Source organism: Cyclobacterium sediminis (assembly GCF_054781075.1).
Map to the genome: position 1 here is coordinate 54,365 of NZ_BAAGVC010000021.1, position 14,682 is coordinate 69,046.

The 14,682-nt window shown below is 38.5% G+C and carries 12 protein-coding genes; 5 read left to right on the top strand and 7 right to left on the bottom strand.

The annotated features are described in order from the left end of the window. Position 1 precedes the first annotated feature (1 nt). The 3 genes from ccoS to ACYVHJ_RS17495 form a co-directional block, all read right to left on the bottom strand. Entirely contained in the window at positions 2-184 is a 183-nt protein-coding gene (gene ccoS / locus ACYVHJ_RS17485; protein WP_339903685.1) for a cbb3-type cytochrome oxidase assembly protein CcoS, read from the bottom strand. Then, a complete protein-coding gene (locus ACYVHJ_RS17490) occupies positions 175-2,628 on the bottom strand; it encodes a heavy metal translocating P-type ATPase (protein ID WP_460517328.1) in 2,454 nt (817 codons plus the stop codon). Before ACYVHJ_RS17490 ends, ccoS begins: the two co-directional genes overlap by 10 nt. Before the next feature lie 63 nt (positions 2,629-2,691). After that, on the bottom strand, positions 2,692-3,321 hold the full coding sequence (locus ACYVHJ_RS17495) for a hypothetical protein (RefSeq protein ID WP_339903683.1): 630 nt from the start codon (positions 3,319-3,321) through the stop codon (positions 2,692-2,694). Between the two features lie 538 nt (positions 3,322-3,859). Here ACYVHJ_RS17495 and ACYVHJ_RS17500 point away from each other — a divergent pair. From ACYVHJ_RS17500 to ACYVHJ_RS17510, 3 genes are all read left to right on the top strand, one after another. After that, positions 3,860-7,012, top strand: a complete 3,153-nt coding sequence (locus ACYVHJ_RS17500; protein ID WP_460517331.1) for a SusC/RagA family TonB-linked outer membrane protein — start codon at positions 3,860-3,862, stop codon at positions 7,010-7,012. A 19-nt stretch (positions 7,013-7,031) separates the two neighbouring features. After that, positions 7,032-8,858 carry a RagB/SusD family nutrient uptake outer membrane protein gene (locus ACYVHJ_RS17505; protein ID WP_460517334.1) on the top strand — a complete coding sequence of 609 codons (1,827 nt, stop codon included), beginning with the start codon at positions 7,032-7,034 and terminating at the stop codon, positions 8,856-8,858. Positions 8,859-9,063: 205 nt separating this feature from the next. Further along, positions 9,064-9,237 (top strand): DUF5522 domain-containing protein, encoded by a 174-nt coding sequence (locus ACYVHJ_RS17510; RefSeq protein ID WP_339905373.1) that lies wholly within the window; start codon positions 9,064-9,066, stop codon positions 9,235-9,237. Between the two features lie 7 nt (positions 9,238-9,244). Here ACYVHJ_RS17510 and ACYVHJ_RS17515 read toward each other — a convergent pair whose 3' ends face one another. After that, positions 9,245-10,087 (bottom strand): oxygenase MpaB family protein, encoded by an 843-nt coding sequence (locus ACYVHJ_RS17515; RefSeq protein ID WP_460517338.1) that lies wholly within the window; start codon positions 10,085-10,087, stop codon positions 9,245-9,247. Positions 10,088-10,212: 125 nt separating this feature from the next. Further along, the gene (locus ACYVHJ_RS17520; protein ID WP_460517341.1) at positions 10,213-10,665 is read right to left on the bottom strand and encodes a hypothetical protein; all 453 of its coding nucleotides are present in this window, start codon (positions 10,663-10,665) and stop codon (positions 10,213-10,215) included. 219 nt (positions 10,666-10,884) lie between these two features. Here ACYVHJ_RS17520 and ACYVHJ_RS17525 point away from each other — a divergent pair, with 219 nt between their 5' ends. Next, complete coding sequence (locus ACYVHJ_RS17525) at positions 10,885-11,745, top strand: ChaN family lipoprotein (RefSeq protein ID WP_460517344.1); 861 nt, start codon at positions 10,885-10,887, stop codon at positions 11,743-11,745. A gap of 159 nt (positions 11,746-11,904) precedes the next feature. Beyond that, a complete protein-coding gene (locus tag ACYVHJ_RS17530) occupies positions 11,905-12,678 on the top strand; it encodes a helix-turn-helix domain-containing protein (protein WP_460517347.1) in 774 nt (257 codons plus the stop codon). Between the two features lie 234 nt (positions 12,679-12,912). On the opposite strand, the gene ACYVHJ_RS17535 is transcribed toward ACYVHJ_RS17530, so the two are convergent. Both ACYVHJ_RS17535 and ACYVHJ_RS17540 read right to left on the bottom strand, forming a co-directional pair. Continuing rightward, complete coding sequence (locus ACYVHJ_RS17535) at positions 12,913-13,740, bottom strand: glycerophosphodiester phosphodiesterase family protein (RefSeq protein WP_460517350.1); 828 nt, start codon at positions 13,738-13,740, stop codon at positions 12,913-12,915. 151 nt (positions 13,741-13,891) lie between these two features. Next, complete coding sequence (locus ACYVHJ_RS17540; protein WP_460517353.1) at positions 13,892-14,629, bottom strand: hypothetical protein; 738 nt, start codon at positions 14,627-14,629, stop codon at positions 13,892-13,894. Between the last annotated feature and the right edge of the window lie 53 nt (positions 14,630-14,682).

Consider the following 14,682-nt stretch of genomic DNA (forward strand, 5'->3'; position numbering starts at 1 on the left):
ATCACTTCTTTTTTTTAGGTGGTTTTTTATTTGCTTTACTTTTCGTTTTTTGATCAAATAGTATTCTGATCGCAGGTGTATGTTGGTCATCAAACTGGCCCCCTTTCATCGCTTTGAAAAAAAGCCATAAGAAGCCTCCGGCCATGACTAAACTTATACCTATCAGAACAAATATCACTTCCATAGAATCATCTCTTTATCGTTTAATCCTTTTCTATACGCTTGAAAATTGGTGGCAATTGTTGTAAACAAAACCACAGAAATACTGCTAGCAGGCATTAAAATAGCACATAATACCGGACTTACCAATCCCTGAACAGCAAAAAAGATTCCTACCGCATTGTAGGTAAAACTTAAACCAAAGCTGGCTTTAATAATCTTTCGACCGGTCTTAGCAAAATCCAAATAATCTGGCAAATGATTAAGCTTCTCCCCATCCAATATCCCATCGCTTGCAGGACTAAAATGAGAGATATTGTCAGTAACGGCAATCCCAACCTCACCTGCCTTGAGGGCTCCGGCGTCATTGAGTCCATCACCTACCATCAACACACGCTTTCTGTCCTCTTGCATGTTTCGGATATGTGCCAATTTACTTTTAGGGGATTGCTGAAAATGCATGGAGACATTTTCTCCCAGTGCTTTTTTCAAATATTGCTCTTCATGATTGTGGTCTCCCGAAAGTAAATGTACCTCATAGGAATTCGCTAAATCAGGGACCATTTTCTCTATCCCCTCCCGAATGCTACTGGCAATTCTAAAAACACCCCAATACATCCCATCAATCACCAAATGCACTTCATTGCCCATATTACCAGCATTGTCTGTAGGCCCAACTCCTAAGAATAATGCAGAACCTAAACTTATGGTTTTGGACTTATACTTAGCTTGCAATCCTTTTCCGGGGATTTCCTCCACTTCATGTAATAGCACCGGGTCAATATTTCCTAACCACTGGTTTATACTGTTGCTTAACGGATGTACCGAGTAATTCACCAAAGCCTTAATCATTCGTTTGGATACCTCAGAAAGGTTTTCACCTTGGTAGCTTACTTTTGCCTTGGAGGGAGCTGTCAGGGTACCTGTCTTGTCAAATACAAGACTATCTATACCGGCTAATTTCTCTATCACTTGGGTATTCTTTAAGTAAAAGCCACCCTTTCCAAATATCCGCATCACGTTCCCCAATGTAAATGGAGTAGACATAGCCAGTGCACATGGGCAAGTAATAATTAAAACAGAAGTAAAGGCCTTTACCCCAATCGAAACATCACTAAAACCCCAGTAAATCAGTGCCCCAAATGCTATAAAAAGTACCGTGAAAGTAAATTTCCCACTGATTTGGTTGGCCAAGGATGCCAGTGAATCTTTTTGTTCTTCTTTAGAAAATGCATCATGGTTCCAAAGGTCTGTTAAATAGCCCTGAGAAGGAGATTTCTGAACGGCAAGCTTGATAGCTCCCCCCTTCTGTCTACCTCCCGCATATATTAGCTCTCCTTTTTTGACAGGGACAGGGATCGCCTCACCCGTCACAAAACTGTAATCAATGGAAGCTTTGGCATCCAACAATAGGCTATCTGCAGGAACCAGTTCCTCGTTCCTCACTTTTACAATATCTCCTACATCTAACTTGGTTAAAGGAATTACTACTTCACGGTCTTTGACCATTTTGGTAATGGCTATAGGAAAATAAGCTTTGTAATCTCGGTCAAATGAAAGCGTATCAAAAGTTTTTTGTTGGTAATATTTACCCACCAAGAGGAAAAATAACAACCCGCCAAGGGTGTCCAAATAACCTTCTTGCCCGGTAACAAAAATTTCGAACAGGCTGTAAGTAAACAAACTAATGATTCCCAATGCAATGGGCACATCCATATTAACCGAACGATTTCTTACGGCCAACCAGGCAGAGCGGAAATAATCTGTTGCAGAGTAAAAAACAACAGGAAGAGCCAATAGGATATTCAAATAATTAAAAAGGTGATTGAATCCATTGCCCAATAATTCTGTCTCTGAAAAGTATTCGGGCAAACTAAAAAACATCATGTTACCAAAACAAAACCCAGCAACTGCCAATTGGTAAATTAGTTTTTTATCGCTTTTCAAACCTCTTTCTTCTCCTAAATCGGAAAGGTTAATTCTAGGTTCATAGCCTATACGAGAAAGTAATTTAACTATTGATTTTAAACTGGTCTCTTTGGACGAAAATTTAATTTGAACTTTCTTTTTTATGAAATCAACCCTGGAAAATGTAACTCCAGGATCAAGTTTATATAAGTTTTCTAGAAGCCATATGCAAGAGGCACAATGGATCATGGGTATTGTAAAAGTAACATGGGTTTGCTCCTCATCTCTAAAGTCAATCAGTTTGTTGATTACATCCTCATCATCCAAATAATCAAATCGATTGTCTCTAATTTCTTGTTCTTTCAGATTTGTACCCGGAGTAACTTCTATGTCGTAATAATCACATAAATTATTTTCATTCAACACCTCATAGACAGTCAGGCAACCTGTGCAACAAAAATTCTTTTCATCACGCACAAGTAACTCATCCTCACAGCCTTCCCCACAATGAAAGCAGCTGACAATTTTGGATTTTTCTGTTTTAACCGGCATTTCCTCCATTTTCAGATAAGTTAAACCTTTAATATAAGAAAAAACATAACGATTATTATTAAAAACAGCAAATTATAAAGCCAGATAAAATGACAATTTATCGTACCATAATCCTCCTTTATAAAAGTGAAAAAGTACTTTTGCCAAATCAGATTGATTATTTTTGGTGGTTACCAACAATGTTTTCTGGTGTTTGACAGCGTAAGACCAAAAATCCCCAATTCTATCGAAATTGAATTTTATAAATGAGGTTTCTGCAGTATGATCGGCCACCTCCTGGATGATTTCTTGTTCTTCCTTCAATTTTGATTTAGGAATAAAAGCAGGTGAAATGATGGTGGCTTTACTTTCCTGAATATTTACTGAAAACAAGTGGAGAAAATGCTTGATGATCTTAGCTGAGGCAGGTGTCCCATCATAATGGAATAAGAGCCTTTCAAATGATAATGCTTTATCAAACAAAAGTACCGGAGTATCGCATGGTTCTTTCTCTAATAGGCTAGGCTGATCTAGGCCATGTAACCAATCAAGAACTCTTGGCAGATGGGCAGTATAAAGTACCGGTTTCGCGGTTATTTGAAATGTTTTATTATCTGGTTTAGCCCCCAAATTGATTTTAAACCCCTCAGGCAAAGGCATTTCCTGATAAGAAGTGATTAATTCACTTGGGAAGGCAAATTGTGTTTCTAGCTTGGCTTGCATATACCTTTTATTTTCTACAAAGCTAATCCTCAAATACCAAAGCAAACTTGACTATAAGAAGGTGTAAACATGATAAAAGTCATGTTTTAATTGATTGAGCCAGCACTAATAATCAAAACTATTCGTACTAGCCAATCCCTATACCTCACTTATCAAGTGGGCCCCACCATGGCTCATTTAAAAATGAGATTACCTGGTATTTAAATAAAGACCAAAACTTCATTAACTAAGTCTTAAACATACCTAAACAATATCATCTAAATTAGATTATAATAAAATCAAAAATTACAATAATTATTAAATATAATAAATTAAAGATTTTTAGTTTTTTTTTAATCAATTTTTTAGATANAATTTTTATATTTTATAAATATTATATTGACCACCTAAAGCTTTAACCACAGTTAATTTTGATAAAATCGGAGAGAATTATTTTTTACCCAATCAAAACAAGAAATACCATAATCAATATTTCACACTACAGCCCAATTGAATTATTATAATAATCCATCTACTAATATTTAACCCTTTCAACAGTATGAAAAAAAGAAAATCTTTTACATTTTACTGGTTCCCGCTATTTTGTATGCTTCTCTTGGGGCTACAATTGGGGCCTATTAAGGCTGCCGATTCCAAAGCTGAAATTCCTGCAAGCGAGGCCTTTAATCTTGTTGATGTAACCATTTCTGGTAAGGTTACCGATGAAAATGGTGAACCCATTCCCGGGGTAACCGTATCAGTCCCGGGCACCAGCCTAGGTACGGCCACTGACATCGATGGTAATTACACCATATCAGTACCTGAACAGTCTACATTGGTTTTCTCCTTCATTGGTTTCAATTCAAAATCAATAGAAATAGGTGACCAAAGTATCCTGAACGTGACCTTGGAAGAAAGCATCTCCTCCTTAAATGAGGTGGTTGTCGTCGGGTACGGTACTCAGAAAAAAGTAAATGTTATCGGCTCCGTGACCACTGTTGGTGCGGAGGAAATTTCTTCCGCTCCTGTTGGTGCTGTCTCCAATGCCCTTGCAGGCCGTCTCCCTGGGGGTATTTTCATGCAAAGCAGTGGTGAACCCGGAAAAGATCAAGCGAATATCAGAATTAGAGGGAATGCTACCTTGGGAAACAACTCACCCTTGGTGGTTATCGATGGTATTTTAGGAAGAGACCTTAATTCCCTTCACCCGAATGATATAGAAAGCATTACGGTATTAAAGGATGCATCTGCAGGTATTTACGGTGCAAGAGCTGCCAATGGTGTAATCTTAGTAACCACAAAAAGAGGAAGGAAAGACACCCCTACCCGAATTACTTACGGGTTTTACAAAGGCTGGCTGTCTCCAACAAAGCTCCCGGAGATGGCAGATGCAGCGACTTATGCTACCATGATTCGAGAAAACCAGTCCTATCGTGGAGTAGACGAATCCAATATGCTTTTTTCTGAAGAAGACGTAGAAAAATACAGATCAGGAGACTATCCCTGGACTCACCCCAATACAGATTGGAACAAAGTCGCCCTAAGAGACTTCAGCAGTACCAATCACCACAACTTATCTGTTACAGGAGGTGGAGAAAAAGTGAGTTATTTCACCTCCTTTGGAACTCAGGCGGATGATGGTATTTATACCAATTCCAACACCTCCTATAAAAGGTACAATTTAAGAGCAAATGTAGATTTCAAAATCAATGAATACCTGGATTTGGGAGTAGACATCACGGGTATTCAAGAAAACAGAATGTATTCCGGAATGTCAACATCAAGTATGTTCCAAACTATTCGTAGAATGTATCCAACCAATCATGCCGTTTATCCAAACGGATTACCTGGTCCTGACATTGAATTTGGATACCAGCCTATGGTAATGGCTTCAGACCAAACCGGTTTCGATGATGACAAAAGATTTAGGAGCAATAATATCTTTTCAGCAAAGCTTAAGATCCCATGGGTTGAAGGCTTGTCGGCCAGCAGTTATTTTGCCTATGACCTTTATTTTCAAAAGAGAAAATTATTTCAAAAACCTTTCACCTTGTATAGCTTCAATGAGGAAGCCTATTTGGCTGATGGTAATACGGGAATTGAAGATGGTTCAGATTATATTATCGGGAGTCAAAAGGGTCCTCCCGAACCTAGGCTAAGAGATTATTCAAATTATTCTAACAACAGTACCTTCAACTTTAAAATTGATTATACCAAAACATTGAATGAAGTTCATAATCTAGATGCCTTTGTAGCCTATGAGCAAAATGAAGGCTTCCAAGAAAATTTCAATGCCTACCGAAGGTATTTTGTATCTGATCAACTTCCCTATCTCTTTGCAGGGGGTGATGCAGAAAAAGACAATGATGGATCGGTTAGTTTCGGTGCCCGACAAAATTACTTTGGCAGAATTAGTTACAATTTTAAAGAGATTTATTTGTTCCAGTTTAGTTTTAGAAGAGATGGATCCGTGAATTTCTCCAAAGAAGCAGGACGATGGGGAAATTTCCCTTCTGTCTTGGCAGGTTGGCGACCTTCAGAATATGATTGGTGGAAAAATAATTTGGGCTTAATCGACCAATTTAAATTAAAAGCCAGCTGGGGTCAAATGGGAAATGATCTGGTGTCACCTTTCCAGTATTTGGCTAGCTACGGATTTGTTCAGGGATTGGCTTTGGGTGAAGGCAAAACTTACTTGCCCGGCTTAAGACAACAAGGAATCCCCAATCCTAATATAACCTGGGAAAAAGCAAGCATTTTCAACCTGGGCTGGGAGTCCTTATTATTTGACACCAAATTAGGCTTTGATGCAGACTTTTTCTACGAAAGAAGAAGTGATATTTTAGTACAAAGAGATGTATCTATACCTCGATTTGTAGGTTTCTCTTTACCGGACGAAAACTTTGGAATTGTAGACAATTATGGGGTTGAAGTAGTCATGAGCTACGAGGATCAAAAAGGGGATATTGGTTATGGTGTTCTAGGTAATTTTGCCTTTGCAAGAAACCGAATCATCGAATCTGATGAACCGGAGCGTCCGGTTCCATGGCAAGTGAGAACAGGACATCCACAAGGAGCTTTACTACTGTACAAGTCTATCGGCATCTTTAGGGATGAGGAGCAGGTAAATTCTATGCCTCATATTGCAGGAGCAAGGCCTGGGGACATCATTATAGAAGATTACGACAATGATGGTGAAATCACTACCGATGACCGACAGTTATTCCCCTTGACAACAACCCCGGAAATAACTTTCGGCCTGAACCTTAACTTCTCTTATAAGAATTGGGAGTTGTCGGCCCTTGTTCAAGGCCATGGCAATGCCATTAGGGCAATATACGATGACATGCGTTCCGGGACAGCAGGTAATTATTTTCAGTATGATGCGGAAGACAGATGGACCCCGGGAAATATAGACGCCACAAAACCTCGTGCCTACCAATGGTTGGAAGAATATTGGAGGAATGACCACATCACAGATTACAACTATGCCAATGTATCTTATGCCAGGCTAAAAAATCTACAAATTAATTATAACGTACCAAGACCTGTCCTTGACATGGTGGGTATTGAGTCGGCCAAGGTTTATGCCTCAGGCCAAAACCTTTGGTTGATTTATTCGGGGAATGATATCATGGACCCCGAAGTAAGTGGAATGGGAGCCTACCCTATTATGCGAGTAATTTCTGTTGGTGCTCAAATCTCCTTTTAATTGCTAAAAACAAGACGTTATGAAAAGAAATATTAATAAACTGACACTATTAGCAGCATTGTTTTTTGGATGCTTCTCTTGCAACGATGACTTATTGGACAGATCACCATTAGACAGTTATTCTGACCCGGTAGTTTGGTCAGACATCAACCTGGTGAAATACTACTTAAACGATCTATACAACAGCGTGGAATATGGATGGAACCAACGAAGCCATGGTTACCAAACCGGTCTCTTTGTAGGGGAAACCACCATGACAAAAGGAGCACAGCTAACAGATTATGGACGAGGAACCATCAGTGCAGGAAACCCTGGTATTGACAGGGGACACTTAACCTGGCAGCACTATTCCAATATTCATAAGCTAAATTTATTTCTATCTGAAATCGATGCCCTGCCAGAGGCCTATCCTGAATCTGAGAGGGCAAATATTCAGGCCCAGGTAGACGTATTAAAAGGTGAAGCTACTTTCCTTAGGGCAGTATTTTATAGCGATATCTGCAGATCCTATGGCGGTGTTCCCTTATTGGATACACCAGCTGAATTGGGTGAGGACTTTTCCAGTTACTTGCGTAGTTCTTTTGAAGAAACCATTGATTTTATAGTTCAGGATTGTGACACAGCAGCCGATTTATTGTTGCTCAAAAGTGAAATGGAAATGGGCAGAGCTACCAAAGAAACCGCTATGGCCCTCAAGTCCAGAATGCTTTTATTTGCAGCCAGTGATTTAACAGCAGATGGCACGGCAGTTAATAAATATGTTGGTTATGAAAACCCCAACCGGCAAGCACTATGGACTGCTGCCAGAGATGCTGCTAAAGATTTAATAGACCTAAGAACAGTTTCATTGGAAGATTTTGGTGCTCCTGATCAAGAAGCTGCTGCTTATAATTATTTCTCTTTATTTAAAGCCAGAGATTTATCCAGTCCTGAAGTTATTTGGGGGAAAATGCATAGAGCGGATGATGGCCCTAGGATTAACACCAATCTAAGAAACGGCCTTAACGGCTTATCTTGTCATGGAAACAACGCACCTTATGGGAATTTTGTAGACAGCTACCAAATGGCTGATGGCACTGACTTCTTTGACCATTTCACCTTCAATTCTAATGATGAGTACACCAATGTGTCAACTAAATTTACAAATGAAAACCCATACAAACATAGGGAACCCAGGTTCTATGGTAGCATCTTATATGACAGTGCTGTTTTCCAACCAAGATTCGATGATTTGGCACATATCGATCCACTTGGCATCTACGAAAGAAGAACAAGAACTGTAATCGAAAATGGTGTTGTAGTAAGCGAGCGCTTTGGCTTGGATACCAGACAAGGCCCGGTTTCTCCTTCCAATGGAAATTATACCGGATACGTATTGAAAAAATTCATGGACGATGAGATTATTGGCAGAGATATGGCCAATGAAAATATCTTTATATGGATACGCTATCCAGAAATACTATTGAATTACGCAGAAGCTTCACTGGAACTAGGGGATACTGAAACGGCCACAACCTATATCAACATGGTTAGAAACAGGGTTGCATTACCTGATTTTACAGGAGACATAATGGAAGCCTTAAGGTATGAGCGTAAGATAGAGTTCTTTTCTGAAAATGTAGGCTGGTATGATACCAGAAGATGGAAACTGCTTGAGGAAAATTTCGCTCCTGACCTTTATGGGGTAGATATCAAAGAAGTCACAGAGGACGGTGTCATTACCACTACTTGGAAGAAAATATCGGCAGCCCCTAAAAGAAACTTTTCCGAAAAACTTTATTGGATCCCCATACAACAGGACGAACTAAACAGAGCACCGCAATTGTTACAAAATCCGGGGTACTAGTTATGAAATAATTTGTTGATTACTTTGGCGGAGGCTAAAGGAATAAAAGAAATTGGGTGTAAAGATGGAGCCTTATAATCTACGCTTTACCTTTACACCCTATTTTTGAATGACTGCTAACTAATAATCCCTATTTTGAAGAAAGTAATTTCACCAAATCACCTTTGACATTATCAACGTAAAGCTGGTTAGCAGCATCATCAAATTGAAAAAGGAAAACAAACTTACTCCTCCCCATTTATTAAAAGAAGGCTTTCATTACTATTTTGAAAATGGGCTTATGGTCTTTACCGAGAATTATCATTTGGAAAGGGGAAGTTGCTGTGGTAACAATTGCAGGCATTGTCCATATCCTCCGAAACAACAAAAAATTAAGTGAAGCATTATTATCTAAAAGTACCTAATTCCTCCACTTTATATCCCCTTGGATAAGTTTTTCGTTTACGCGCTGTGCCTAACATGGGACTTTTTCTTTCAGGCAACCATTTTAACAACTTACTCCGAATAAGCATTCCTTGCTGTACCGTTTTAATTAACCAATCAGCCGGTTTATTATAACCCATTGCTTTTCTAAGTGGACAATCCATAAGACACAAAGCTATAGGCCTTCCCATAGGGAATAACCAACTGGGCAAATAGAATCCAAGCAAAAGGTCAAGGGTTTTGTTACCTACCATTGCATTGGCATTATGAAACATAAAGTGTTCTTGCTCATATGCCATGTTAAAGGCTTCAAAATCTGCGAGGTTTTGTGGAATACCGGTGATGTGCATCCGTTTACCTAACCTTATGTAATTGTTAAGAATTGCCGTTTTTTCAGCTGTTGAAAAAGGTCTCCATCCCCATTTATCCATCCAACGAATTGGCTCAAAAATAAAGGTAGAAAGTACATAGAGGTAATCTCGATTGGCTATTTTATACCTACCATGCATAGTATTAATTCGATCTATTGCCATGGTTCCACGTTCACTTTCCATGCCATTTTCGAGGATTTCATACAAGAGCAACTCGGTATCATCATACCGCTTACGTGTATGTTTGATAAATTCACCTGTTGCTACAAGTAAACGGGAAACGGATGGAACCGCAAAAGTTCTGAACAAGGCAAATTCAAGGGCCTTCTCCATGTCCCAGGGGAAACAATGAAAAGTGAGGAGATAACAAATTTTCTCACAATCTTCAGCCGGATCTAGCTCCTCGATTTGGTGTGTAAAAGGTTTAATAGCCATCAGTTCTAAATGTACAATTAAGGACCGACTTCTGAAAATAAACTTCTTTAAATCATTTACAAACCACATTATAGGAGTAAAGGAGGTATTATATCCACCTTTACTCCTAATCTTTATTCATCACCCTATCTGGAAAAAAACAAGCGGGTAATATAAATCCCCTTGCCATCATCTGCTCCTGCATTGCTTTCCACTCCACTTGCAACATAAGTCAGTTTCCAGCCCTCTGCCAGCATGGCATTGATTTTTGAAGCGATAACTGCATCATTTGAAGCAATGTTCTGAAAGTTGATACCGGTCAAACTGAAAAAATTGAGTAATTTCGTTTCTTCCAACTCATCGACTTTAATATCAGACCTTTTGATTTCTTTTTGATTACTTTTTTTACCATCCGTTCTATCAGTGGTATATTCTTCATAATTATTTTCCGTCTGACTGTCAATGATACGTGACCTACCAATTCCCATTGGTACGATAGATTCTACCACAGTCACAATTTTAAACTCCTGTTGAGCTTTTGCTTCAATATAAACAAACCCTACCATTAGCAATAGGGTGAACATGCCCTTTCTGATCATCTTTGAAATAATTTAAATTGTTAAATTTTGAGTAAACATTAAAACTTAGACGAAATTAGATTTAGAAATGTTGTGATTTCCCCTAATAAAAAAAGGTATTCACTCAATTAAAACATATAACTCAAGCAATTCTTTTATTTTATGATGATATCCTCTTGGCATTTCGTTTTTGATAAAATAGGTAAAATTTTATACTTTAACCTATTAAACTCCCTTAATATGAATTTTTCTATCGCTTCTCTCTTCTTTATTTTTTTACAGGTCAGCTTTCCACCTACCTCCTCGCAAAAAAGCTGCTATACTATCATTGAAACAGAAACAGGAAATAAGCTCTCTTTGGTTGCTTTGGTAGATAAACTAACTGAGGCAGAGGTCATATTTTTTGGAGAAGAACACAATGACAGCATTGCTCACGTGCTGCAATACCAATTGTACCAAAGCTTACTAGCAAAGAACAGCTCCCTGACCCTCAGTATGGAAATGTTTGAGAGAGATGTGCAGCTCGTAATGGATGAATACCTTGCAGGTTTTATTACAGAAAAGAAACTCCGGCAAGAAGGTAAAATTTGGAACAATTATTCAGCTTACGCTCCTTTGGTAAATTTAGCCAAAGAAAACAAGCAACAAGTGATTGCAGCCAATGTACCCGGCAGGTTTGCAAATATGGTAAGCAGAAAAGGCTTAGCTTCATTAGACCAGCTCCAACGGAAAGCCCGACATTTTTTTGCAAAAATAAAAATTCCTGAAGCCGGAGACCCTTACCTGCTTAAATTCAATGAAGCCATGGGTGCTCATGGACATAGTATGGGACCATCGGTTTTTCATGCTCAATTGCTCCGTGACGCTACCATGGCTGAAAGCATTCTCAAGGCTTGGCGTAAAGACAAAAAAACAAAAATACTACACCTCACTGGCAGGTTTCATAGTGATGAACGACTAGGAACTGTTGCTGAATTAAAAAAAATGAAACCGAAATTAAGTGTAAAAACCATTTCATGCTTTGCCAATGATAGAGATATAAAAAACAAAATGGCCCTTGCTGATTTTATTATCCTTACGAAACAGCCCAATCCTTCATAGAACAAAAGCCCTATTGATGAGAAAAATTTAACTATTGGTGTCAAAAACCATTGAATAAGTCAATTGTCGGGTAAATGTCGGGTTAAATCCGTAACAGATACTCGCCCATTTAGCAATTTTTAGCAGACCTTGCAAAGGAAATCAAACGACTAGAATCTCATGGAACAACCGGAATTGGGAAAAAAAATCCTTGAATTAAGAAAAGCGAATGGACTAACTCAGGAAGAATTGGTTGCCCGCTGTAATATCAATGTTCGCACTATTCAACGCATCGAGGCAGGTGAAGTAACTCCTAGGTCGCACACTGTTCGGTCTATCTTTGCGGCTTTGGAAATAGACCTCGATCAATTACAAGCAAGGGCTGCACTACCTAACCCCTCAAAGGAAAAATCGCAATGGCTGCTCATGGCATTTATTAGTGGATTGATCTATTTTATATTGGCCTTTTGGGAGGCTTATATGGACTATGAGTTAAGCACTTCTCCGTCTTTAAGTGTCTCGGCTTGGCAATACACTATGGTCAAAATAAGCATATTGGTATGCTACTCCCTTTTTATGCTTGGATTTCATCAGATGGGGCGCATTTGGGAAAACAATTGGATAAAACCAGCTTCCTTACTTGCAATTGCAGGAATTGTGATTTGCATAGCTGCTGACCTCTACTTGTTTTATAATATGGATACAGATCCATTGCCCCTAATGGCTGCTCAAGCCATATTATTCGGAAGTATTTACATGATATTTGGGTTCGGACTTTATCGGTACAAAAAAGAATTTGGAAACATGGCCATAGGTGCTGGCATTGCGGTCATGATTACGGGCTTGCTTTTTATGTCTGTAGTATTGGCTTTGTTGGGTTTGTTATTCCTGGCAACTAGTGAAATTCTCCTTCTATTTGTTTTGTATAGTGCCTATAGCAAGCTTAAACCCTAAATTGGCCATAGATAATCTATTACCAATTTAGGGTTAAAAGACAAAATCATTTAGATACAGTCTTGAAAATTAAAAATAAATACAAAGGGTTATTTGCCCTCAAAAGCCGAAAAGGAGGCATATCATTTTTTCAAAAAAGTACCAAAGTTGTCCATAAGGCTTGAAAAAACGCCTTAGATTATAAAAAAAGTGGGACAACTCACACTATCACACCTTCAAATCATTAGGGTCAATTTACTTGAGTTTTGTCCAAAAGCTTGGCACATCAGTCTGTACCATGTTAGCTCCTTTATTTAGCCATTCTCGTGCCCATTCTTGGTCGGGATTGGCTAGCATTTCCCTGTCCACATCTCCAAGAGCATTAATCCAGAGCCTTACCCCATACTTCTTTGCCTTTGCCACTGTTTTAGGGGTATAAAAACTCGGGTCAATATGCACTGCCCTAGGATTAAATTTCTTAACCGCCTTTTTAATCTCTCTTGTTTTGTAAGTTCTTGGCATAATAAACGCATCCGGAAGCTTTGTCTGAAAAGCCGCCAAAACATCCCAATCTGAATCGAAAAACAAAAGTTCATCAACAACATCCATGGCTTTTACCACCTTCAACACTTCTTCCACTTTATCCGTTTTCATGTCCATATCCACCATAATCCTCCCTTTCGTAACTTTCAATGCTTCTTCTAAGGTTGGAATTTTCTCCTTGGTAGCTTCTCCTTTATGAAGTAAGTTTAAAGTTTGTAGATAGCTATAATCCAAGGTCTCAATATCTCCTGTACCGGTGGTGGTTCTATCCACTGTTTGATCATGCATCAAAACCACTACACCATCAGCAGTTACCCTAATGTCAAGTTCAATAATATCCACTCCCATACGGATAGCTTCTTCTATGGCAACAATACTATTTTCCGGGAAATTTTGGTTGGCTGCCCGGTGAGCTATAACCATCAATTCTTCGGTTTTAAGAAACTTTTCCTTGATTTCATCAACCTGTGCCTGGCCAAATTGAACAAAAAGAAAAAGGAAAAATAATGATGCTAAAATTCTTTTTTTAATCCAATGCATATGCTTTATAAATCTTATGTAAAGTACCACTAAAGCTATACTTTCAAAAGTTGAAGGCAGGCCATTGTGATTTTAGAAATTAAGCCTTGTCCTTTGATAAATCTAAAACAACTGAATTTTAATTAAAAAAAGATCTAGTTGATGTCAATTTCTAAGGAACATATACACAGTTATTGTTCTCAAAATCGGCTATGGTAGGGTTAAAGGCATTTAATCGAGCAACAAAGGAATCCGCTTCTCTCTTCTTTTCCATAAAGTTTGCCAGGGCACAAAAATCTATGAGTGCACCATTGGAATAGACCCTAATATCTTCAGCTTTATTTAAGTTTTCTAAGCCATCTAAACTTGTTAGGTTGATATTATTCGTTATCAGCATTTGTTGGGCTTCTTGCAATTGCTCCAAACCATGAAGGTTGGTTAAAGACCTATTATCGAATAATACAAACTGCTCTTTCAAGGAAGTCAATGCTTTTAAACCGGCCAAGGACCCCAATTGATCATTGTCTTTAATGGAAAGGATTTTGGTTACTGACTTTAAATTTTCCAAACCGGTCAGCTCCTTTAATTCGAGATTACTTTCTATCTCCAGAAAACCCACCTCCTCAATATTCTCTAATCCTTTTAAGGATTGAAGGTCATCATTATAACGTACAATAAGACCCGAAACTTCCTGCAGGTTTTTCAGCAGTGAAAAATCTTCCACTTCATTGGTATAATGAATGGCCAGCACTCCATTGATGGTGGTATAACCTCTTTCTGCAATGTCCTTAAGGTCAGAGATTGACCTAATTTCAAGATCACCGTCGTATACAACCGGCTGAGAAGGTAATTCTTCTTCTGAACAGGAAAGAACCCCCAATAAATAGGTCAACAACAATATTTTTTTCATTTCATGCAGCTTAAAGAAACGAAACTAATGGATTTTATCTTTTAGGCCAAAGT